Genomic DNA, 24,611 nt, shown 5'->3' with positions numbered 1-24,611 from the left:
GATTTATACATATGATTATAGTAACAGGTGGTGCTGGATTTATTGGCTCTAATATAGTTAGAGGATTAAACAATTTAGGTATAAGTGATATATTAATTGTTGATAATTTAAAAAATTCTTCAAAACATAAGAATTTAAATAGGGTTATTTTTGGAGATTATATAGACAAAGAAGAGTTTGATGTTTATTCTTTTGTTGAAAATAATAAAGTAGAAGCTATATTTCATCAGGGGGCTTGTTCTGATACAATGGAAACTGATGGAAAATATATGATGAAAAATAATTATGAATATAGCAGAAATATTTTGCATGCTTGTTTAGAAAATAAAGTAAGATTTTTTTATGCTTCAAGTGCTTCTGTTTACGGCAATGGGGAAAATGGATTTGTTGAAGATGAGAAAAATGAGTATCCGCTTAATGTGTATGCTTTTTCTAAATATCAGTTTGATAGGTATGTTAATATTTTATTTAGAAATAAAAAGATTAACAGTCAGGTTGTGGGCTTAAGATATTTTAATGTATATGGTCCTCAGGAGAATCATAAGGGAAGAATGGCTTCTGTTGCTTTTCATTTATTTAATCAGATTAAGTCTGGAGAGAAAATGAAAATTTTTGAGGGAAGTGAAAATTTCTTAAGAGATTTTATACATGTAGATGATGCTGTGAGTGTAAATAATTTCTTCTTTGAAAATGAAAACATTTCTGGTATATTTAATTGCGGTACTGGAAAGGCTGAAAGTTTTGTAGAGATTGCTAAGGCTTTAAAAGAAATATATACTTCTTCTGAAATTGAATATATTCCTTTCCCTGATGCTCTTAAAGGAAAATATCAAAAATATACTCAAGCAGATTTAACTAATTTAAGAAAAGCAGGATACACTAAAGAGTTTATGAATGTTAATACAGGGGTAAAAAAATATGCTAAAGTGCTTGAAGAGAGCAGCGGATATTTAATGTAATTTTTTTAAGCGTATATTCTTTTTAAGTTTATAGCATATATTATAATAATTATACCTAAAACAAAAAATATAAAAGATAATATAAAACTTTTTATAGATGGAAGCATAACTTCTCTATCATTTATTTTATCATAGTATATTGTTATAATTTTTTTATTTGTAAAAGAATTGCTGCTTATCATATTGCTTATGGTAATTTTTTTATCATTATAAATAAAGCTATAAACTAAATATGGATATTTTCTTTTTATAAATCCATATTCATAATAGCTTGAATCTTCAATATTTGCTTGAACTTTTATAATATCTCCTTTTTTATATTTCATTATATTAGTGATATTAATATAATTCATTACTACAAAACAAAATAAAAATAATGAAGCCATTATTAGTAATATGATTTTATATTTTATAAGTTTATTTTTCATTTACAATATTTTTCTTTTTAAATATTATAGATACTATAGTAACTATAATTAATATTACCCAACAAATTATTGTAATGTAGGCATATTTCATTGTAGGGGTAAACTCAAATACAATATTGTTATCTCCAGCTTCAACATAAACCCCTCTAAATAATAAATTAGCTTTAAGCAGTTCTTTTTTCTCTCCATTAATGCTTACAGTCCAATCTGGGCTATATCTCTCTTTTAATACTAATATTCCATCATCTGGTGTTTGAACATTAAATACTACTTTGTTGTTGCTATATTCAACCATTTCTACTTTGTTTATAGAGTTGCTTATATTCAAAACTATATTATTAGAATTATCGGTTATAATAGCCTCTTTTGCCAAATTAAAATTAGGTATTCTCATTCTGCCAAGGCCATCGTTAAAATCTTTTGCATTATATACGCTATTTACAAATTCATATTTATTTCTATATCCATTAAGTTCATACAACACCGCAGCAGAAAAAGAATCCCGATACTCTGTTATTTTTGTTATATCATTAGCAATCATAGAGTTATCTAAATATGTAGGGCTTAATATATATCTTACTCCAAGCAAATCCATTAATCTAGGTTCATATCCAACATAATCATTTATTCTAAATGCTGAGAGCATATCTGTTATTTCTTTGCTCAATCTGCTTGCCGCAGGCGGTTCTGTTAGCGGTATTTTWTAATATGGCATTGTGTGTGTTGTGTATCTATATAAATAAGGAATTAGTATTGGCATTGTAGTTTCATTGCCTTCTTCTCTTAATATGTGCTCTGTAATAGGAGTGCCTTCATACATTTTATCTATATTTGATTTTACTATAAATATATTTGCAGTTTGCATCAAGTCTAAAAATAGTATAGCCATAAAAGCGTATGGTAAATATTTATAATATAATTTTTCTTTGTTTGCTATTACAATATAGAAAAAAGTTATTATTGTGCCTATTATTAATATGCTTATTTTTCCTGTATCATAAACTGAAAGTAAAATAAATATTATTAAAGGAGCTACTAATAAATATTTATCTTTTAATGTTATCTCTTTGAAAGAAATAGAATTAATCATTAAAAGAGTTACTGTAGATGATATCAATGCTAATCTTACAAAAGACATTGATATATTTTTTGCTATTAATATAGACTTATCTTGCCAGTCAGTAATAAAGGCATTTTGTATTAAACCGTTTAATAGTATAGTGATAACAGCAAATACAATAGATAATATTAATATAGCATACATTATTTTTTGTGCTATACTTATGCCTCTATATTCATCTTCTAAATATTTAAGCAGTTTATCTTCTTTTTTTGCTTCTATTGCTTTGAATATATAATCTGCTGCAAATGCTGAAAGTATTGCAAATGGTATAGGTATAATTTCTATAAATTTATTAGGGTTTCTTGCATCTCTAAATATTGGTATTTGAAACAATGCTCCATATATTATAGGTAAATACCTTCCAAAGCTTGCTATTAAAAAGAATAAGGCAGTTCCTATCCAAAAATATTTTTCGCTGTATTTTTTCTTGCTTATAAACAATGCAAATATTATAAATAAGAAAGCTATATATCCAATATTTACAGCAGTTAGAGAGAAGTTTGAAGTTTTGGGCTCTCCATTCATGTTGGCTATTCTTCCCCAATAAGGGTGAGTTTCACTTCCAGAATAGTATCCAAAAAGACCGGGTACAAAAAATCCTAATACTTCTTCAGGCGGATAAGACCATCTTGTAGCCCAATTCCATAAGTCTTGTTTATTTTCTACTCCAGCAGCCCCCATGTCTTGAGTATTTTTTGTAACCATTATAACTTGTATAGACATTAAAAAAGAGAATACTGCCACCAATGCAAATTTCAGACACAACAATATTATCTTTTTAATATTAGTCTTTATATAGTCAATTAATTTAAGATTATTTTTTTTGCTGTATAATAAATATAAAAAATAACAGGAGAGAAATAAAGCAAAATACATTGCTACATCCAAAGCTCCTCCCAAGAATGCTATACCTAAAAAGGCACCAGTAAAAAAGAAATCTCTCCATTTTTCAGTGTTCATCGCTTTTGATAAAAAGTATAAAACCAAAGGAAAATAACAATAAGTTTCAAATTTACCCAAATGCCCCGGAAGTATAAGAGTAAATATTGCATTAGAAAACATTAAAGCAATTCCACCAAACATAGAAGCATTTATTGATAATTTCTTTTCTCTTAAAAACAAAAATAATCCATATCCCATTACAGCTATATGAAAGATAATTGTAACTTGAGGATATATTTTATATGGAAGAATAGTCATTAATAAAGATTTTGGATGTATGGGCGCAGTTGCAGGTGCTGATATTGTAAAATATGCATTATTCCAAAAATATAAATGCCCATTTAATACAGCATCTTTAATATTTTTTATTTCCCAAAGAATAACATCTCCCATCTGAAGATAAGAAAATGTTAAATTGCTTGCAAAAAAAAGTATAGAAAGTATTATAAATATAATAGGATATTTTATTTCACTTTTTACTAATTTCATAATTATTCTGTTTCCTTTTTGTAATACGATTAATAAATTCAATAATAATTAGATAAAAAACATTTGATAAGCAATGATATATAAAAGATATAGTATTGTCAAGAAGTTTTATTATATTTTTGTATACATATTGATAAAAGAAGTCTTTTAGTATAAAATTAAATCTATAAAAATAAATGAAATTAGCTATGCATATAAATTATTATATTGTAATATTAACTCTTATAATATCCAATCTGCTATATTCTTTTGGCGGAAGACCTATTACAGTAGAAGAGGTGCGTCCATATTATACCGCGTCAGATACTGCAAAGATAGAAATATTTATATATACAAATTTAAGTGATAATACTAACTATAATTATTTAACTTTAGCCATAGCAGATGCAATAGCAAATCAATTAGAATATAATAAAACAATCAGACTTCAGTCAGCAACTAATGTAAAATTGACGCCAATAGACTTTGAAAGAGCTTATGAAAGAAAAGTCTTTCAATTTACAAATATTACTTATACTGCAACAGAAACCTCAACAAATACTTCAATAGTTACAAATTATGAATATTACTATTATACTAATTGGGGCGGATTAAGAAGCAATGTTACACTTATAACTCCAGAAACAAAATATTTTCAACTTAATGATGAAGAGGTTCTTATAAATTATAATGGAAGTAATGTTATAGTAAAAAATACTAATGATTTTGTTCAAAATGTGGAGCTTGGCGGGGATTTTTATGAATACACAGGAGATGATATAAAAAAAGAGGTATTTAAAAGAGATGCTGATGTTGTTATATTTGGAAGTATTGAATATAAGAGACCAAATATTAGTGTAATAACTTCTATAGCATATGTTAAAGAGAGAAAAATAGATACTTATAGTATAGAAATATCTGAAGCAAAAATAGATGAGCAGATTCCTATTTATGCTTTAGATATAGCAAATAGAATTAGTTATGTAGATAAGACTGGTACTATTGCAATTGATGTAGAACCTGAGGGGGCGTTTGTGTATGTTGATAATGCATTGGTTGGAATTAGCGGAGATACTTTATATTTGCCTACTTTAACCACAAATGCTCATAGATTTACAATAAAAAAAGATTTGTATGAAACAATAGATACTATGCTTTCTTTTGAAAAAACAAATGAGGATATAATGTTAAGTTTTAGCATGGTAGAAATGACTAATACTGCCAAAGTAAAAATTAATATACCAGGCGGAAGAGAAAGTTCTGTTGTTATTAATGGTATAAAAAGACAGCCTGCTGATTTTATATATGAAGATTTTGGATTTGGTACTTATTCTCTAAAGATTACTAATACTAATTATATAGATTATTATGGTACTTTTACAGTAAAAAGCACAAATTATTTGGATTTAACACCAAACATGAAGCCTTTTTACAAACCTACTTGGGTTGATGCTGTATTTAAAAATTATGAAAGAAATACAAAGATATTTGTAGGGCTTACTATAGCTAGTACTATTTTTTCTATTGGTACTTACATATATGCTAATGAAGTACTAGATTATACTATGATTAATTATTATAATAAATATCAAAATGCTCCAAATAGACCTCCTGTTGATTTAACTACATATAATACTGCTTTTAATATATATATAGGCGGATTGGTGGTTACTGGAGTTTTTGCTTTAACTGCTGGAATATATTATATGCTTTGGATTAATGAGAATAATTTTTCTGTAGAAGAGCTTACTTTTTCTGGAGGGTATGGAGGGGCTAATATTGCATATACTTATCGGTGGTAATTGCTTATAATTTATTTGACAATATATTATTATTGACTATACTATTTATAATAATATACAATTAGGAGATAAAACTATGATTAATATTATTTTTATAGGGGCACCCGGTTCTGGTAAGGGTACTCAATCTGAGTTAATAGAAAAAGAATATTCTATATCTCATATTTCTACGGGGGATATGTTTAGGGAAAATATTGCAAATGGTACTGAGCTTGGTAAGACCGCTAAAGGGTATATGGATAAGGGAGAATTAGTGCCTGATAGTTTAGTTATAGATATGCTTTTTGATAGACTTAAAAAAGATGATTGTAAAAAAGGTTTTATGCTTGATGGATATCCAAGAACTATGGAGCAGGCTAAAGAATTAGATAAATTATTAGAAAAATTGAATTATAAGATTGATGCTATTATTAATCTTAATGTTGCTGAAAATATTATAATAAAAAGACTTTTAAATAGAGGTCGCTCTGATGATAATGAAGAGACTATAAAAAATAGAATAAAAGTTTTTGAAAGTCAGAGTAAGCCTGTATTAGAATATTATAAAGACAAAGTTTATATAATAGATGTTGAAAGTCTTGAAAATGAAACACCAGAAGATATTTACAAAAAGATTAAAAAAGGTCTTGATGAGATAAAAAAGTAAAAAATAAAATTTAGTTTATTTTAAACAAGGGGATTTAATTACCCTTGTTTTTTTGTATATTTAATTTTTATTAAAAGAATTACATTAAGTTTTCAGGATTTAAACATTTAAGTTCATCTATAACAAATATTCCGTCTTTTCTAATTAATACATCATCAAAATATATCTCGCCTCCGCCGTATTCTTTAGTCTGTATACAAACTAAATCCCAGTGTATAGCAGATTTATTTCCATTAGGAGCTTCATCATAACAAGCACCGGGTGTAAAATGGAAACTTCCCATAATTTTTTCATCAAATAAAATCTTTTTCATAGGTTTGGTAATATATGGATTAACACCAATAGCAAACTCTCCAACATATCTAGCTCCTTCATCTGTATCAAATATTTTATTTATTCTTTTATTGTCATTTGAAGAGGCATTTATTATTTTACCGTCTTTGAATTCTAATTTAATATTTTCGTAGGTAAATCCATCGCTGTATAATGAAGGGGTATTGTATGATAAAACTCCATTAACAGAATTTCTTACAGGGGCAGTAAATACTTCTCCATCTGGTATGTTTATAACACCTGCACATTTTATAGCTGGTATATCTTTTATAGAAAAAGTTAAATTAGTGCCTTCTCCTACAATTTTAACTTTATCTGTTTTATTCATAAGACTAACTAAATTATCCATAGCCTTATCCATCTTTGAATAATCTAAATTACAAACCTTAAAATAAAAATCTTCAAACTCATCTGTACTCATAGAAGCCTGCTGAGCCATAGAAGCAGTAGGGTAGTTTAATACAACCCATTTTGTGTTTTTTATTCTTTGATCCATATGTACAGGGTCTAAATAAAGCTTTTCATATATTTTATAATTTTCTTCTTTTACTGATGAGTTTTCAGCACTATTATTACCGCCAGAAATTCCAATATAAGCGTCCATTTTTTTCATTAGCATTAAATCAGATTCAGCCCAAGTTTTTATTTGTTCCTCATTACATTTTTTTAACAGTTCTCTCATTATCTGCGGGTCTTGATTCCATACAAAAGGATTTCCGCCAGCCTTGTAAACCTCTTGTATTATAGCCATCACTAAATCTCTCTCTTCTCCCTCTCCATAAACCTTTATTAAAACATTTTCTCCCTTTTTTAATTTGCATGAATAATTCACCAAATTGTAAGCTAATTTCTCTATCCTTGTGTCCTTCATATTTTTACTCCTATTATATTTTTTTATTAAGTATTATTATTATTTCTATTAATTATTATTATATCATATTTTTTATTGTATCGCCTATTATTTTCATTCCTTTGTCAATATTTTCTACAGAACAATTTGAATAACTTAATCTAAAAGTGCTAACATTTCTTTTTTTATTATAAAAAGGATCTCCCGGAGATATTGCCACATTTCTTTTTATAGTCTCATTTGCTAACTCTACAGATTTAATATTTTTTGGAAGCTCTACCCATATAAACATTCCACCCTCTGGTTTTGTATACTTAACTTCCTTTGGAAAATATTTTTCTATAGCGTTTATCATAGCATTGCACTGCTTATAATATAGTTTTCTTATTTTTTCTATATGTTTATCAAAGTTAGTATTATTTATATATTGAGCAATAGCCATTTGGTCAGGCATGCTTGTATGAACATCAAGTATTTGCTTGTATTCTATAGCTTTTTTCATGAACTCTTTATTGCTTGATGCCAACCAACCAACTCTTATGCCCGGTGAAATTGTCTTTGAGAAAGATCCCATTAAAATAACTTGTTCATTTAGTAAATTAAAAAATGATTCTTGATTTTCGCCTTTGAATCTTAAAGCTCCATATGGATTATCTTCTATAAGTATTGTGTTAGTTTTTTTTATCATATCTGCAATTATTTTTCTTGTTGCATTATTGTAAGTTAATCCTGTTGGGTTTTGGAAGTTTGGAATTGTATAAAATAATTTTGATTTATATTTTTTTAGTATGGTTTTTAATTCATCTAAATTAATTCCTTCATCGCTTATTTCTACGCTATGTATTTTAGCATTATACAAATTAAAAGTTTGAATTGCTGCCAAAAAAGTAGGAGCTTCAACTATGACATTATCACTGTCATTTAACACAACAGCGGATATTATATCAAAACCTTGCTGTGCTCCATTTATTATTAATATGTCGTCTGCATCTAAATTAATATTTTCTTTGGTTTTGTATCTTTGAGCTATTATCTTTCTTAATTCAATATATCCTTGAGTATTTGCATATTGCAATGCTGTTTTATAATGATTATCCATTACAAAAGAGTATGCTTTTTTTAATTCTTTATTTGGAAAAGAAATAGGGTTAGGCATTCCTCCAGCAAAACTAATAACATTGGGAATAGAAACAGCCTTTAACATAAAATCAGAGAACTCTTTTTGAAAATCCTTTTTAGCCATCATTTTAGAAATTTTAAAATTCATATAACTATCTCCATAAATATATCTTTAGAAGTTTTTTTTGTAAATATTTTAGAAAAAGAACTTGCTATTTTTTTTGTAATATGTTATATTATATACCATATTAAAGATAAAAAAAAGGGCCTGTAGCTCAGATGGCTAGAGCGTTCGACTGATAATCGAAAGGTCGGTGGTTCAATTCCTCCCAGGCCCACACGCTCAGGTTCTTTAACATACACGGGGGTTTAGCTCAGTTTGGGAGAGCGACTGCCTTGCACGCAGTAGGTCGTGGGTTCGATCCCCATAACCTCCACATCTTTTAATAAACGATTCTTAAAGACTTTTAAGAGTCGTTTTTTTATATAGGACTTATTATGAGAAAATATCTTTTTTTAATAATCTTTATATTCTTTTCTTTTAATTTAGCATATACTCTCACTCAAGATGAGGCTACTCTTTTAGATGCTTCTATTTTTGGAGATGATGATATTGTTAAAGATTTAATAGCAAAAAATATTAATGTAAATGTTCAAGATGAGGCAGGAAATACAGCATTAATATTAGCTTCTATGGAAGGTCATACAAAAGTAGTGGCATTACTTTTAAATGCAAATGCTGATAAATATATAGTTAATAATAACGGTAATGATGCAATATTTTATGCTAAGCAAAAAAATCATAAAAACATAATTAAGCTTTTAGAGTAATATTATTGTTTAATTATTTCGTTAAATTTTTCGTTCATAGATTTTAAATAATCATCATATTTGTTTGATAAATTATAATCAGGCTCTATTACAGTGTTATCTATTAATGAGCCTCTAACATCATCTAAAGAAATATTCTCTTTTAATAATAATATAGCACTTATTGAAGAGCCAAGAGAAGCTCCTCCAGAAGGAAGTATTTTTATAGGGCATTGCCAAATATTAGCTATTATTTTTAATATTTCTTTATCTTTAGTAGGTCCCCCTGTAACAGATAAGTCTGCTGCTTTTTTTTCTGAAGCAAACTTTTTGGAATATGCTGCCACTAATCCTAAAGAGCTTAATACAATTCCTTTATAATCATTATCAAAAGAAGCATTATCATAATATCTTTTTATATCAAAAGATTTGCTTATAGGCACAGATTCATTTTCTTTTTGATATATCATGATAGGTAAATTATATATATTTTTTGATAATGATTCTGTTATATCTTTATAGTTTTTGTTATATAAATTCATTATTTCGTCCCAAACCATAGCTCCATTAGTACGACAGAATATCATAAATGGGTTTCCTATACCATCATACATAGCATTAGATACACCAGAAAAATCTCTTGTGTTTTCATCAATATTAAGCATATATACAAAGCTAGTTCCTAGAGATAGTATATCGCCTTTATATAAAACTTTTGTTTGAGGGTTATCACCGCTTCCTATGCCTACTAAACAGTCTTTATCAAAACCATATTTTTCTATAAAATATTCTGTTATATTTCCAGCCAATGAAGAAGGATTATCTATGTTTCCTAATTTTTCTTTTAGATTATTTGATACAGTATTAACTAAACTGTTATTCCACTCTTTTTTAGTGTAATCCATTAAACTCATACCTGAAGCATTTCCAAAATCTGCACTAATATCATCTTTAGCTGTTAGAATAGATGCAATAAAAGTATTAAGCAAAAATATTTTATATGTATTATTTTTTAATTCTGAATTATTGTTAAAATTATATTTTATTACAGCCCCAGTAAATCTAAGAGGGGAATCCGAGCCTGTTATTTGAATCATTTTTTCTTTTCCGCCTGCACTGTTTCTAAGTTCATCAGCTTCTTTTTGTGTGCAGGAAGTTCTCCATATTGGAGCATAATCATAAGAATACGAATCTTTTAATATTTCCATTAAGTTTTTATTTGCATATTCTTTGTTTTTTAATTTGTTTAAATTATTTTTGTAATTTTCTGACAAATAAACATGCCCATGCTGTTGAGCAGAAATTTGAATAGCTTTAATTTCTTTTACATTGCATTTCTCTTTTAATTCTGATAATGCTTTATCTAATGCTATCAAAAAAATATTAATGTCTTGTTCTGCTTTGCCATTTATATTAGAGTCCACTAATAATGTATCTTTATTCATTTTTGAGTATTTTATCTCTTCTAATTTGTTGAAAGCTATAGAGATATTTAATTCATTTTTAAAGGTTTTGTAATTTAAAATACTTAAAGTTAAACTTTGTGTGCTTAAATCTATTCCTAGTGTATACATATATAATCCTAAAATTATATTAATTAATTGATTTTACTAATTGGGTTTTATATAGTATTATATAAAAATAATATTCAAAATCAAGAGATTATATATAATAATTTGATTTTTATTTGATTTTGGTATTAAATATTATTTAATTAAATATTTATTGAAGTTGTTTTTATGAAATATCAGTTATTATCAAAAGAAAAAAATTTTAAAAAGATTTTAAGAGAATGTATAAAAAAAGAAAAATTTACAAGTATAGATATAGTTGAAAGTTTGAAGCTTACTAAACCTACTGTAAATGAATCTTTAGATATTTTGTTTAAAAATGATTTTATTACAAAAGAAGATTTTACAGTAGGTACTGTAGGGAGAAAAGCTCAAATTTGGAAGACTACACTTTATAAAAAAAGAGCTTTAGCAATAGACATAGATTTTAATTTGGTAAAAATTGCTATAGTTGATATGTCTGGAAATTATTCATATTACAAAGAGTATAATAAAACTATAAATAATAATAATTTTTTTGATGTTATAAGCTTTGTAGTAAAAGATTATAGAGAAAATTTCAAAGAAGCATTTGCTATAAAGAGATTAGGTATATCAATACCTGGTAATATTAGTTTTGATAGAAAAAATATATTATATGCAACTAATTTGGGATTAGAGAATATTAATATAAATAACTTAGAAGAAGAACTGAATTTAAAGATAATTTTAGAAAATGAGGCTAATAGTGCTGTATTGGGTGAATTTTTTTTGTCAAAAGAGGCAGATAAAAATAATTATATGCTTATATCTATATCAAATTTTGGAGTTGGAGGCGGTCAGATAGTAGACGGCAAATTATTAAAAGGGGCTCATAGACTTGCTGGAGAGATTGGTCATTTTACTATAATTATGGACGGTGAGCCTTGCACTTGCGGCAATAAGGGTTGTTTTGAAAGATATGCTTCTTATGACGGACTTAAAAATATTATAAAAAAATACAAACTTAATTTTGATGATATTAATAAACTTTTTGAAAGTTCTGATAAAAAGTCAGAAAAGGTTATAAAAGAATATTGTAAATTTTTAGGTAAAGGCATAAGAAGTCTGCTTGCTATATATGACTCTAATAAAATTATATTAAGCGGTAAAATAACTGATTATTGGAATAGAATATATCCATATATACAAAAAGAAGTATTTGAAAATAATAATTTTTATTCAAAATTTAATATAATGATTATTAAATCAAAGTTTGGAGACAAGTCATCATTAGTTGGTGTTGGGCTTATAAATTTCTTTGATTTATTATATGAGAAGGATTTTTTTTCTTAAAAAAATATTTTTTCATAAAAAAAGTTTCTTTTTTCTTGACAAATTAACATTTTTGACTACACTTATATTTGGTAAAATGATTTTATTATTTATATTTTTTAATATTTAAGTAAATTCATTTTACTAAATATCTTTTTATTTGGAGTTAATAGGAATATGGAATATTTTAAAAATGTTGATAAAGTATCATACAAAGGAAAAGACAGTAAAGAATCTTTTTCATTCAAGCAATACAATGCTTCAGAAGTTATATCAGGAAAAACAATGGAAGAGTGGATGCCTTTTGCAATGAGTTGGTGGCATACATTGGCAGCTGGAAGTGCTGATCCTTTTGGTGCGGCTGCTGCAACTAGACCTTGGAATGGCAAAGAGGCTTTAGAAGCTTCTAAAATGAGATTAGAGGCTGGATTTGAGCTTATGCAAAAATTGGGAATAAATTATTTCTGCTTCCATGACAGAGATTTAGCCCCTGAATATAAAACTTTGAAAGAAACTAATGAAAAATTAGATATGATAGTAGATTTCGTTCAAGATAGTATGTCTAAAACGGGTAAAAAGCTCTTATGGGCTACCTCATCTTTATTTACAAATCCTAGATACATGCATGGTGCTGCTACTAGCCCTTATGCTGATGTGTTTGCAGTTGCTGCTGCTCAAACTAAAAAGACTATGGATATAGCTAAGAAATTAGATGCAAAAGGCTATGTATTTTGGGGCGGAAGAGAAGGGTATGAAACTTTACTTAATACTAACATGAAAAGAGAATTAGACCATTTAGCTTATTTCTTATCTATGGCAGTTGAATATAAAGAGAAAATAGGATTTAAAGGACAATTATTTATTGAACCAAAACCAAAAGAGCCTACAAAACATCAATATGATTTTGATGCTGCTACTACTTTAGAATTCTTATATCATTATAATTTAGATAAATATTTTGAACTTAATTTGGAAGTAAACCATGCTACTTTGGCAGGACATACTATGCAGCATGAAATGCAGGTTGCTAGAAATCATGGAAAATTGGGTTCAGTTGATATTAACTACGGAGACACTTTCTTAGGTTGGGATACAGATATGTTCCTTACTAATGTTTATGATGCAGTGTTAATGATGGTAGAGATTATTAGAAACGGCGGATTAAAAAATGGCGGATTTAACTTTGATGCTAAAGTGAGAAGACCATCTCATACTATGGACGATTTAGTGTATGCATATATTGCTGGAATGGATACTTTAGCTTGGGGATTAAGAATAGCTGATAAAATAGTTAAAGATGGCTATTTTGATAAGTTTATTGAAGAAAGATACAGTTCTTACAATAGCGGTATAGGGGCAAAAATAGAAAGCAAATCTACTTCATTAGAAGAGTTATATGATTATGCTATGAACTTAGAGGAAAAAGAACTTCCTAGTGGTAATCAAGAATTGCTTGAAGCTAAATTAAATCAATTTATATACAATTTATAATTTATTTTTAGGAGACCCTACTATGAAAAAAATTATTTTATTTTTAGTATCTTTAGTTTTTTTATTTATCAGTTGTAGCGGGAATGATTCTGAAGTTGTAGATGGAAAAGAAGTTGTTACTATATGGCACTATTTTGCAGAACCAGATGTGGGAGCTTTTTTGAGTTATATAGATGAGTATAACTCTTTACAGGATAAATATTTTGTAAAAGCTCAATTTGTTCCTAGAGAAGAGTTATTAAAACAATATGCTATGGGTGCTGTTGCAGGTGAACTTCCAGATATAGGAATGATAGACAATCCTGATCAGGCATCTTTTTCTAAAGCAGGTCTTTTTGAAGATATAACGGATAGATTTAATGCTTGGGAAGATAATCAGTTTTTAGAGGGACCATTAAATTCTGTTAAATATGATGGCAGAATATATGGTTTACCTCATGCGGTTAATTGTTTAGCATTATTTTATGATGTAGATGCCTTAGAAGAAAATAATTTAGAAGTACCTACTAATTGGGCACAATTAGAAAATGCTGCTAAAGTTTTAACTAAAGGTGATACTAAAGGATTGGTTTGGAGTGCAGTAAAAAATGAAGAAGGTACTTTCCAATTATTACCTTGGATAATATCAGCAGGTGGTAATATAAATAAAATTAATAGTCCTGAAGGTGTAAGAGCATTAACTTTTTTGACTGATTTAGTAAAAAACGGGTATGCAAGTAAAGAGTTATTAATTTGGGGCCAAGCTGATATAGAGAAACAATTTAATGCAGGTAAAGCTGCTATGATGATAAATGGAAGTTGGATGGTTCCTTCTGTATTAAAGAATGCTCCTAATAAAAATTGGAGTGTTACAAAAATTCCTATGGATAAAAAATATGCTTCAGTATTAGGCGGTGAAAATTTTACAATTATCAAAGGTAAAAATGTAGATGGTGCTTGGGATTTCTTAACATGGTTTATAAGTTCTGAAATATCAGAAAGATATTGTAAAGAGATAGGAAAATTTTCTCCAAAATCTAATATCGATATTGAAAAAGTGTATGGTGATGATCCTATAATGAAAGTTTTTGCAGATCAATTAAAATATGCAGTTCCTAGGGGACCTCATCCAAAATGGCCTGAAATTTCTTCTGCTATGATTAATGCTGAACATGAAAGCTTAACTTTAAATAAAACACCTCAAGAAGCTTTAGATGAAGCTCAAGCAAAAATAGATCAAATTAATAAAGCTGATTAAGTTAATATCCTTTTATATACTACTAATTTTTATTAGTAGTATATGTATTTATTAAGTAGTATATATATTTATTAATAGGAATAATTATAATGAAAATGATAAAAAAAATAAATTCTTATGAAATATTATTTGTAATTCCAGCATTAGGGTATATGTTGATATTTGTTGGTTATCCAATAATATATAATATAGTATTAAGCTTTCAAGATACAACATTAATGAATATAGGAAGTGCTTCGAAGGAATTTGTTGGCTTAGAAAATTATAAAAATATATTTTCTTCACCTCTTATATTTATCACTTTAAAAAATACTCTATTTTATACAGTAATGTGCCTTATAATACAATTTTCATTAGGTTTTTTAATGGCATTATTTTTTAACTTGAAATTTAGAATATCAGGATTTCTTAGAGGTATAATTATAATAAGTTGGATGATGCCTACTATTGCTACAGCTTTAGTATTTAAATTCATGTTGTCAGAAACAGGAATTGTTAATAATTATTTAATGATTTTAGGGTTAATAAAAGAACCAATATTATGGATTTCTAATCAGGACACTGCTATGTGGGGACTAATAATAGCTAATTCTTGGGTTGGAATTCCTTTTAATATGCTTTTGCTTTCAACGGGGCTATCAAATGTTCCAGATAGTATTATAGAAAGTGCCAAGATAGATGGGGCAGTAGCGTGGCAAAGATTAATATTTATAGTGGTGCCTATGATAAAGCCAGCTATTTTATCTGTTTTAGTGCTTGGATTTGTTTATACTTTTAAAGTTTTTGATTTAGTTTTTACAATGACAGCTGGAGGTCCTGTTAATTCTACAGAAGTGCTTTCAACTTATTCATATTTACTTTCTTTTAAATATTATTATTTTAGTCAGGGAGCTTCTGTCGCAAATATTTTAGCAATATTTTTAATAATAGTGAGCTTTATATATGTGAGACTAACTTCTAAAGAGGAGGTTGGAGAATGAAATTAAGAAAAGAATTAGTTAGGGAAATTATTTTAAGTATTATAGGAATATTAATAACAATAATTTTTTTATTTCCTTTGCTTATAATATTTTTTAGTTCTTTAAAAACTGAATCAGAAATATTCTCTAGTGCAATGACTTTATTACCTAAAAAAATAGATTTTTCAAGTTATATAGATCAATTTGTTAATTTTAATATAATGAGATCTTTTTTAAACTCATTTATTATAGCACTATTTTCTACTATGCTTTCATTAATACTCTCAATACCTGCATCTTATGGACTTGCAAGATTTAATGTGCCATTTAAAAAATCTATATTATTAGTGTTTCTTTTAACTCAATTGCTGCCAACTTCTTTAATCTTAACACCTTTATTTATAATGTTTACAAAATTAAAAATTATTAATTCATATTTAGGGCCTATATTATCAACAGCAACTATTTCTATACCATTTACTATTTTAATAATGAGAACTATTTTTATAAAAGCACCTAAAGAATTAGAAGAAGCTGGAAAAATAGATGGTTGTACTATGTGGCAAATATTTCTAAAAATATTTTTACCTATATCTAAACCTGGTTTAATAACTTCAGCTTCATTTTCATTCATAATGGCATGGAATGATTTAATATTTTCTATGACATTTAATAATAATGAAAATTTAAGACCTATGACTGCTGGTATATATAATTTTATGTCTGTTTATGGAACTCAATGGAATAGAATAATGGCTTATGCTGTTTTACTAGTATTGCCTGTTGTAATAATATTTATACTATTACAAAAATACATAGTGGGAGGACTTTTAGAAGGATCTGTAAAGGGTTAAATAATAATTATTATTATAATAACAATAATTTAATATTAATAAAATAAAAATAAATTCAGGAGATATTATTATGAAATTTTTAGATGGAATGTGGGAAATTAAAAAAGGTATTAAACTTAATAGAGTAAGGCATGTATATGAAATTCATAACAATGGAAATTCCCTTACATTAGTTGCCCCAACTATATTGATAAAACAAAAAGCCGACACTTTGAATATTAGTATATTAACTATTAATATAAGTTCCCCATTAGAAGATGTTATTAAAGTTAGAGCTACACATTATGATGGTAAATTAGATAGAGGACCTCACTTCAATATTAATGAAAAAACTAATGTTAATGTTTCTATAGAAGAAAATGATGAATATGTTAAATTTACTTCAGGAAAAACCAGCGTATTAATTAAGAAAGGTGAGCTATGGTTTATGGGATATTATTATGACGGGGAGTATTTGACTTCTAGTGAAGAACATGGATTAGCTTATATAATTGATGAAAATACAGATAAACGATATATAAGAGAAATGCTAAATATATCACCTACAGAATGTATTTATGGTCTTGGAGAGAGATTTACTGCTTATGTAAAAAATGGACAAACTGTTAATATGTGGAATGAAGATGGAGGAACTTGTACAGAAATAGCTTATAAAAATGTTCCATTTTTTGTCTCTAATAAAAAATATGGAGTATTGGTAAATGATAGCGGTCCTATTTCTTATGAGATTGGTACAGAAGTTGTTTCTAAAACTCAGTTTTCTATAGAAGATGAATCATTAGAATATTATTTTATAGCGTCTAAATCTATGAAGGGAGTTATTGAAAATTATACTACATTGACAGGAAAACCTGCATTACCTCCAGCTTGGTCATTTGGGTTGTGGCTTAGCACATCATTTACAACAGATTATGATGAAAAAGTTGTTAATTCTTTTATAGATGGTATGATAGAAAGAAAAATACCTTTAAATGTGTTCCATTTCGACTGTTTTTGGATGAAAGGATTTAGATGGTGTGATATGGAATTTGATGATGATAATTTTAAAGATCCTAAATCTTTTTTGAAGAAGATAAAAGATAAAGGAATAAAAATATGTGTTTGGATAAATCCTTATGTAGGACAGCTGTCAAGCATGTTTGAAGAAGGCAAGAAAAATGGATATTTTATAAAGAAAACAAATGGTGATGTTTGGCAGTGGGATAGATGGCAATCTGGAATGGCAGTTATTGATTTTACAAATCCTGAAGCATGTAAATGGTATGCAGAAAAATTAGAAAATTTGGTAGATATAGGTGTTGATACATTTAAAACAGATTTTGGTGAAAGAATACCTTGGGAAGATGTTGTATATTATAATGGGACTGACCCTTTAAAAATGCATAATTATTATACATATCTATATAATCAATGTGTATTTGGTGTTTTAGAAAAAAAATTCGGTAAAGATAAAGCTTTGGTATTTGCAAGATCTGGTACAGTTGGAGGACAAAAGTTTCCTGTTCATTGGGGAGGTGATTCAACTGCAACTTATGAATCTATGGCAGAAACTTTAAGAGGCGGTTTGTCTCTTGCTATGAGCGGATATTCTTTTTGGAGTCATGATATAAGCGGATTTGAAACTACTGCTACACCAGATTTATATAAAAGATGGGTTGCTTTTGGTTTGTTGTCTTCTCATAGCAGACTTCATGGTAGTAAAACTTATAGGGTGCCTTGGAATTTTGATGATGAATCTGTAGATGTGCTTAGAAAGTTTACTAATCTAAAATGTGAATTGATGCCATATATTTTTGCTCAGTCAGTTAATGCCCATAATACAGGAATACCTCTATTAAGAAGTATGGTTATGGAATTTGAAGATGATCCATCTTGTAGATATTTGGATTTACAATATATGTTTGGGGATAATTTACTTGTTGCTCCTATATTCAATGATAAGTCTATTGCTTCTTATTATCTTCCAAAAGGTAAATGGACTAATATATTGGATAATAAATTATATAATTGTGAAGATAGCGGAAAATGGATAGAAGAAAAACATGATTATATGAGTATGCCTATATTAGCCAAAGAAAATTCTATAATTGCTTTTGGAAATAATAATTCAAGATGTGATTATGAGTATATGTATAATCTAAATTATCATATATATGAACCTTCAAGTGATATTAAAACAAAAATATTTAATTCTAATAATTCATTAGCTTGTGAAGTTAGTATAAAAAGAGAAACAAATGCTGTAAAAATTACAGTTACTAATGATTCTTATGATTGGAAAGCTACTTTACATATAAATGGAAAGATTTATGTTTTAGATGCTAAGAAAGGACAAAAAGAATTAGTATTCAATATATAAATAATATTAAATAACAAAGGAGGATATTATATATGTTTGGTTTTCAAATTTTAGAAGATCGTGTTTATTGGCGAAATAAAGGTGAAACTATTTGTTTAGAACCATACGGAGAAAACACAATAAGATTTAGAGGCATTAATGCTAATAATGTTATAGAAGAAAATTGGACTCTTCTCCCTAAAAATAATAGTGATTTTAAAATTATTGATCAAAAAGATAAAGTTGTAATTAAGAATGGAAAAATATCAGTAGAGATATTAGAAAATGGAACTGTAAATTACATGAATACTAATTCTGAATATATTCTAAAAGAGTATTGGATAGATGAGAGAGAACTTACCATAAAATTAAGAGAAGCAAGAACATATAAAATGGTTACAAGTGATGTATTTGAGGGAAGAGTATATTTTAAACCTAATGATAAAGAACATTTTTATGGTATGGGTTCTTATCAACATAATATATTTGATTTAAAAGGCTCTACCATTGAACTATGTCATAAAAATACACAATCATCTATACCTTTTTTCTATTCTTCATTGGGATACGGTTTTGTATGGAACAATCCAGCTGTTGGAAAGGCTGAATTAGTAAAAAATCATACTATGATTAAAGCAGAACGTACTAAGCAGTTAGATTATTTAATATTTGCTGGAGATAATCCAAATGAAGTAGTAACTAATTTGTCAAAACTATATGGACAAACTCCAATGTTGCCAGAATGGGCTGCCGGTTTTTGGCAATGTAAATTACGCTATGAAACACAAGAAGAGGTATTAAATATTGCTAGAGAGCACAAAAAAAGAAATATACCTTTATCTGTTATAGTGATAGATTTCTTCCATTGGACAGAACAGGGAGAATGGAAATTTGATCCTAAAGCTTTTCCAAATCCTAAGGCTATGGTTGATGAATTAAATGAAATGGGAATAAAGCTAATGGTTTCTATTTGGCCTACTGTTGATCCTAATAGCGAGAATTATCAATATATGGTAAAAAATAATTATATAGTACGTTCAGAAATAGGAGTCCCTGTATTTTTAATGTTTTTAGGACCTGAAACGTATTATGATGCTACTAATAGTGAGGCTAGGGAATATGTATGGAATATTGTAAAGAAGAATTACTATGATTTTGGAATAAAAACTTTTTGGTTAGATGAAGCTGAACCAGAGATTAAACCTAGTGATTATTCTAATTTAAGATATTCTATAGGAAATGGGTTGGAAGTAACTAACATATATCCATATTATTATGCTAAAACTTTTTATGATGGTATGAAGAAACAAGGTGAAAGTGATATTGTAAATTTAATTAGATGTAATTGGTTAGGCTCTCAAAAATATGGAACTGTTGTTTGGTCTGGAGATATACCATCTACATACGAATCTATGCTCAAACAGATAAAAATAGTTATGAGTATGGCTATGTGCGGTATGTCATGGTGGACTATGGATATAGGAGGCTTTTTTGGCGGAGATGCTAATTCTGAAAAGTTTAGAGAATTATTTGTCAGATGGTTTCAATTTGGAGCTTTCTGTCCAATATTTAGAAATCATGGTTTTAGATTGTCACAAATAAATACTTCTAATTGTAATAGCGGCGGACCTAATGAATTATGGAGTTATGGTGAAGATAATTACAAAATATTATTAAAATATACCTTAATTAGAGAAAGATTAAAACCATATATAATGAAACTTATGAAAGAAACTCATGAATTTGGAACACCTGTTGTTAGACCTTTATTTTATGAATATTATAAAGACGAGGAAACTTTTTTAATAGAAGATCAATATATGTTTGGAGATTCTATTTTAGTAGCACCTATATATAAAGAAAAAGCAGAAAATAGGGAAGTTTATTTACCTAAAAATTCTAAATGGATATATGTATGGGATAACAAAGAATATGATGGAGGTCAATATATTAAGGTAGAGGCTGATATTAGTAAAATTCCTCTATTTGTTAAGAATACAGATGAAGGAAAAGAATTGCAAAAATTGATAGTACAAGAATAAAATAAATATTATTTTTAATTAATTTATTCTTTTATATAAACATAAAAAATGGTAAATAAAAATTTAATGTGTATAGAGATTATTATTGATATATAGTAATCTCTATATTTACTAAAATGTTAAAATATTATATAAAATAAGTTAAGATTTAATATGTAAAATAACTTTTGGAGATGTATTATGTCTAGTATAAAATTTGAGCATGTAAGAAAAGTATATGACAACAAAGTTGAGGTTGTTAAAGACTTTAGTTTGGATATAGCCGACAAGGAGTTTGTAATTCTTGTCGGGCCTTCAGGCTGCGGTAAATCTACAACTTTACGTATGATAGCAGGTCTTGAGGAAATCACAGATGGTAAGCTATATATTGGAGATAGACTCATAAATGATGTAGCTCCAAAAGATAGAGATATTGCTATGGTATTTCAAAACTATGCTTTATATCCGCATATGTCTGTATTTAAGAATATGGCTTTTGGTTTGGAACTTAGAAAAACTCCAAAAGATGAAATTAAAAAAAGAGTTGAATGGGCAGCAAAAGTACTTGATATAGCTCATTTGCTTGACAGAAAACCTAAAGCATTATCTGGCGGTCAGCGTCAAAGGGTGGCTTTAGGAAGAGCTATGGTAAGAAACCCATCCGTTTTCTTATTAGATGAACCGCTTTCTAACCTTGATGCTAAATTAAGAGTTCAGATGCGTACTGAATTAATTAAACTTCATAAACAATTAGAAACAACATTTGTATACGTTACACATGACCAAGTTGAAGCTATGACTATGGGGACTAAAATCGTTGTTATGAAAGATGGGGACATTATGCAAGTAGATGATGCTAAAACTCTTTATAATCATCCTAAAAATTTATTCGTAGCAGGATTTATTGGTGCCCCTCAAATGAACTTCATCAATGCTAAGCTTGCTAAGAAAAATTCTAAATGGTATGCTAGCTTTGATAAATATGAAATAGAGTTAGATGACCCTAGACTTGCTAAAATTGATGATTCTTATAATGATAAAGAAGTAATATTAGGTATTAGACCAGAAAATATTATTTTAGATACAAACAATTCTGGCAGCAATTCTATAGAAGCTATAATTGATGTAATTGAGATGGTTGGTTCTGAAAGTTATTTATACATGAACTTTGGAGATTCTCATGTAACTATAAGAATTAATACTAGTGATGATTATTCTATAGATCAACATGCATTTATGCATTTCGATTTAAGTAAGCTTCATATATTTGATAAAAATACTGAAAAAAATATTTTAGTGGAGTAAAGAAAAACGCTAAGTATTAATTTATAATATATATTATAGACTGCTTATTTTTTTGTAAATAGTTTTAAATATAGCTATCACTTGTTATAGCAAAAAATATTAATGTTCAAGATGAGGCAGAAAACATTGCATTAATATTAATTTCCATGAAAGGGCATACAAAGTAGTAGCTATACTTTTAATGCAAATGCTGATAAATATATAATAAATAATAATGATACTATATTTTATGCTAAATAAAAAATTTATAAAAATATAATTAAACTTTTAGACTAATGTTTTTATTAAATATTTTGTAATATTACTATAATTTCAGAACCCTCATCTATTTTAATTTCCTCATCAGGATTTAATATTATTTTAGAGCGTTCTTTTATACCTATTGCTATTTTTCTTTTTTCAATAAGTTTTTTATATATATCTATAAATTTATTTTCTTTTTTATCTATATGAAGTTGATTGTAAGGAACCATGACTATATCATTGCCTCCTTTTGTAAGTAAATCTCCAAACACATAAAGTAAATCAGAATCTTTTGAAGCAGTAGCCATCAATGTACCTATTAATTTACCGCTAACTATAAAATCTTTTATATCATCAGAATATATTAAATCTCTATTTTCTATAGAATTAATCAGAGATAATATAGGTATGTCATACTTATAATCTTTAATAATAGCTCTTATAACGAGAAGAATATTCATAGCTTTAGTATCTGTGTCAATATTTTCTGATATTAATATTATTTTTGTTATCTTATTTTTGTTAATTTTTGATATTAGAAAATCTTTTTTTATTTCTTGTTTTTCTATTTCCTCATAATGTAATATAAAAATATTATCTTTTTCTATATATTCAGCTATTTCTTCTATTACTTCTTTTTCTTTATTACTTTCTAATATTAATAGTATTCTATGTTTTATTATACTATGAGCATTGTTTATATGATTTGAAATACTGATTTCTTTTTTTTCATCATCTCTTCTAAATAATACTACTAATTTATCTGAAGTTTTTATTTTTTCAGTTTCTTTTGGTATTAGTAAAGTTTTATCTTCTTGATTGATTATTCCTAATAATATTTTATTATTTTTTAAATATTTACTAGCTGCATTTTTAAAATTTAATGCATTACAATGATGTTTTGACTCTATTTCTATATCTATTCCTTTATAGTCAAATAACTCTTCGTATATATTACTTAAACCTGTATACATGATACTTTGACCTATTAGTTTATATAATATTTCATATTTATAGATTATATGTACATTAAAAAGTTCACTATCATCTATAGACTTTACTATTTCTATATTATCTTTTTTGTTTACAAGCATACATATATTTAAAGTTCTATGCCTTTTTTTGTTGAATATATTTTTATTTTCTTTTTGTAATATTCTTTTTAGGGATAATAAAATTTTTAAAGATTCACTATCATCTTCATTAACTATAGATACACTATTTGCTCTTTCTATATTTAAAAGCTGCAAATTTTCAAATCTGCTAGGATTTCCCTTTCTTATAACAACTTTAGTATTTTTATATTTTTTAAAAAAAGATATTCTTTTTTTAATATAAGAAGCTTCATAATTAGAAAGTACTACAATCTTTTTTGACCTTCCCATTATAAACTCTTCGATTATAGTAAAAACTTCTTCTCCGTATCCTAATACTATAGAGTGATTGCGTTCCATAATAAATGAATTTCCATTACTAAGATTTCTTATTCTCTCCTGTAAAGCATTATTAATCATAGCAATAAGAAGCCCCCAACCACAAACCCCTATAAATGTAACAGCTAAAAAAGTAGCAACTATAGCATTAAAACCATTAGATTCTTCTGCAGCAGAAATATTTCCTGTATCAATAAATTGCATCAAGCTATCCCAAAAACCATCTACTATAGGATACTTAAAAGCTATTTTCATAAATATTGCAACAAACAATAATGTAGTTACAATGATGGATACTAGCACCATTAATTGATATAAAATTCCCTTGCTGAATATTAGATCAATATTATACCTAATATATTTTAGTATTCTTTTCATAAATAAAA

At 27.2% G+C, this 24,611-nt stretch carries 18 protein-coding genes and 2 tRNA genes; 14 read left to right on the top strand and 6 right to left on the bottom strand.

Going from position 1 to position 24,611, the window contains the following annotated elements; genetic code table 11:
• The first annotated feature begins 11 nt into the window (after positions 1–11).
• Positions 12–959, top strand: a complete 948-nt coding sequence (gene rfaD / locus GQX97_RS03580) for an ADP-glyceromanno-heptose 6-epimerase (RefSeq protein ID WP_157150572.1) — start codon at positions 12–14, stop codon at positions 957–959.
• 5 nt (positions 960–964) lie between these two features.
• Here the strand turns inward: rfaD and GQX97_RS03575 are convergent, their stop codons facing one another.
• Positions 965–1,387, bottom strand: coding sequence for a hypothetical protein (locus tag GQX97_RS03575; protein ID WP_157150571.1), 423 nt, complete (start codon positions 1,385–1,387; stop codon positions 965–967).
• Positions 1,377–3,941 (bottom strand): YfhO family protein, encoded by a 2,565-nt coding sequence (locus tag GQX97_RS03570; RefSeq protein ID WP_157150570.1) that lies wholly within the window; start codon positions 3,939–3,941, stop codon positions 1,377–1,379. Before GQX97_RS03570 ends, GQX97_RS03575 begins: the two co-directional genes overlap by 11 nt.
• 188 nt (positions 3,942–4,129) lie before the next feature.
• Here GQX97_RS03570 and GQX97_RS03565 point away from each other — a divergent pair, with 188 nt between their 5' ends.
• The gene (locus tag GQX97_RS03565) at positions 4,130–5,722 is read left to right on the top strand and encodes a hypothetical protein (RefSeq protein WP_157150569.1); all 1,593 of its coding nucleotides are present in this window, start codon (positions 4,130–4,132) and stop codon (positions 5,720–5,722) included.
• 76 nt (positions 5,723–5,798) lie between these two features.
• Positions 5,799–6,368, top strand: coding sequence for an adenylate kinase (locus tag GQX97_RS03560; protein WP_157150568.1), 570 nt, complete (start codon positions 5,799–5,801; stop codon positions 6,366–6,368).
• Between the two features lie 79 nt (positions 6,369–6,447).
• On the opposite strand, the gene GQX97_RS03555 is transcribed toward GQX97_RS03560, so the two are convergent.
• Positions 6,448–7,572 (bottom strand): aminopeptidase, encoded by a 1,125-nt coding sequence (locus GQX97_RS03555; protein WP_157150567.1) that lies wholly within the window; start codon positions 7,570–7,572, stop codon positions 6,448–6,450.
• Between the two features lie 58 nt (positions 7,573–7,630).
• Positions 7,631–8,818 (bottom strand): PLP-dependent aminotransferase family protein, encoded by a 1,188-nt coding sequence (locus tag GQX97_RS03550; RefSeq protein WP_157150566.1) that lies wholly within the window; start codon positions 8,816–8,818, stop codon positions 7,631–7,633.
• 116 nt (positions 8,819–8,934) lie between these two features.
• Between GQX97_RS03550 and GQX97_RS03545 the strand changes: the two genes are divergently transcribed.
• The 3 genes from GQX97_RS03545 (at position 8,935) to GQX97_RS03535 (ending at position 9,501) form a co-directional block, all read left to right on the top strand.
• A tRNA-Ile gene (locus GQX97_RS03545) sits at positions 8,935–9,008 on the top strand.
• A 25-nt stretch (positions 9,009–9,033) separates the two neighbouring features.
• Positions 9,034–9,107 (top strand) — tRNA-Ala (locus GQX97_RS03540).
• 61 nt (positions 9,108–9,168) lie between these two features.
• Positions 9,169–9,501, top strand: a complete 333-nt coding sequence (locus GQX97_RS03535; RefSeq protein ID WP_157150565.1) for an ankyrin repeat domain-containing protein — start codon at positions 9,169–9,171, stop codon at positions 9,499–9,501.
• Between the two features lie 2 nt (positions 9,502–9,503).
• Here the strand turns inward: GQX97_RS03535 and GQX97_RS03530 are convergent, their stop codons facing one another.
• A complete protein-coding gene (locus GQX97_RS03530) occupies positions 9,504–11,054 on the bottom strand; it encodes an FGGY family carbohydrate kinase (RefSeq protein WP_157150564.1) in 1,551 nt (516 codons plus the stop codon).
• Between the two features lie 165 nt (positions 11,055–11,219).
• On the opposite strand from GQX97_RS03530, the gene GQX97_RS03525 reads away from it, so the two are divergent.
• The 8 genes from GQX97_RS03525 to GQX97_RS03490 all read left to right on the top strand — a co-directional run bounded on the left by GQX97_RS03525 (position 11,220) and on the right by GQX97_RS03490 (position 22,549).
• On the top strand, positions 11,220–12,365 hold the full coding sequence (locus tag GQX97_RS03525) for an ROK family protein (RefSeq protein ID WP_157150563.1): 1,146 nt from the start codon (positions 11,220–11,222) through the stop codon (positions 12,363–12,365).
• 156 nt (positions 12,366–12,521) lie between these two features.
• Positions 12,522–13,835, top strand: a complete 1,314-nt coding sequence (gene xylA / locus GQX97_RS03520; protein ID WP_157150562.1) for a xylose isomerase — start codon at positions 12,522–12,524, stop codon at positions 13,833–13,835.
• 22 nt (positions 13,836–13,857) lie between these two features.
• On the top strand, positions 13,858–15,072 hold the full coding sequence (locus GQX97_RS03515; RefSeq protein ID WP_157150561.1) for an ABC transporter substrate-binding protein: 1,215 nt from the start codon (positions 13,858–13,860) through the stop codon (positions 15,070–15,072).
• An 89-nt stretch (positions 15,073–15,161) separates the two neighbouring features.
• Positions 15,162–16,052: a carbohydrate ABC transporter permease gene (locus GQX97_RS03510; protein ID WP_198391195.1), complete on the top strand. Its 891-nt coding sequence runs from the start codon at positions 15,162–15,164 to the stop codon at positions 16,050–16,052.
• Complete coding sequence (locus tag GQX97_RS03505) at positions 16,049–16,885, top strand: carbohydrate ABC transporter permease (RefSeq protein WP_157150560.1); 837 nt, start codon at positions 16,049–16,051, stop codon at positions 16,883–16,885. Before GQX97_RS03510 ends, GQX97_RS03505 begins: the two co-directional genes overlap by 4 nt.
• A 70-nt stretch (positions 16,886–16,955) precedes the next feature.
• On the top strand, positions 16,956–19,244 hold the full coding sequence (gene yicI, locus GQX97_RS03500) for an alpha-xylosidase (RefSeq protein WP_157150559.1): 2,289 nt from the start codon (positions 16,956–16,958) through the stop codon (positions 19,242–19,244).
• 32 nt (positions 19,245–19,276) lie between these two features.
• Entirely contained in the window at positions 19,277–21,265 is a 1,989-nt protein-coding gene (locus GQX97_RS03495; RefSeq protein WP_157150558.1) for a TIM-barrel domain-containing protein, read from the top strand.
• Positions 21,266–21,445: 180 nt separating this feature from the next.
• The gene (locus GQX97_RS03490; protein ID WP_157150557.1) at positions 21,446–22,549 is read left to right on the top strand and encodes an ABC transporter ATP-binding protein; all 1,104 of its coding nucleotides are present in this window, start codon (positions 21,446–21,448) and stop codon (positions 22,547–22,549) included.
• A gap of 284 nt (positions 22,550–22,833) precedes the next feature.
• On the opposite strand, the gene GQX97_RS03485 is transcribed toward GQX97_RS03490, so the two are convergent.
• Positions 22,834–24,603 carry a CASTOR/POLLUX-related putative ion channel gene (locus GQX97_RS03485; protein ID WP_157150556.1) on the bottom strand — a complete coding sequence of 590 codons (1,770 nt, stop codon included), beginning with the start codon at positions 24,601–24,603 and terminating at the stop codon, positions 22,834–22,836.
• Positions 24,604–24,611 lie beyond the last annotated feature (8 nt).

It is taken from the genome of Brachyspira sp. SAP_772, from assembly GCF_009755885.1.
GTDB lineage: Bacteria > Spirochaetota > Brachyspiria > Brachyspirales > Brachyspiraceae > Brachyspira.
This window is presented reverse-complemented; position numbering and strand designations above follow the sequence as displayed.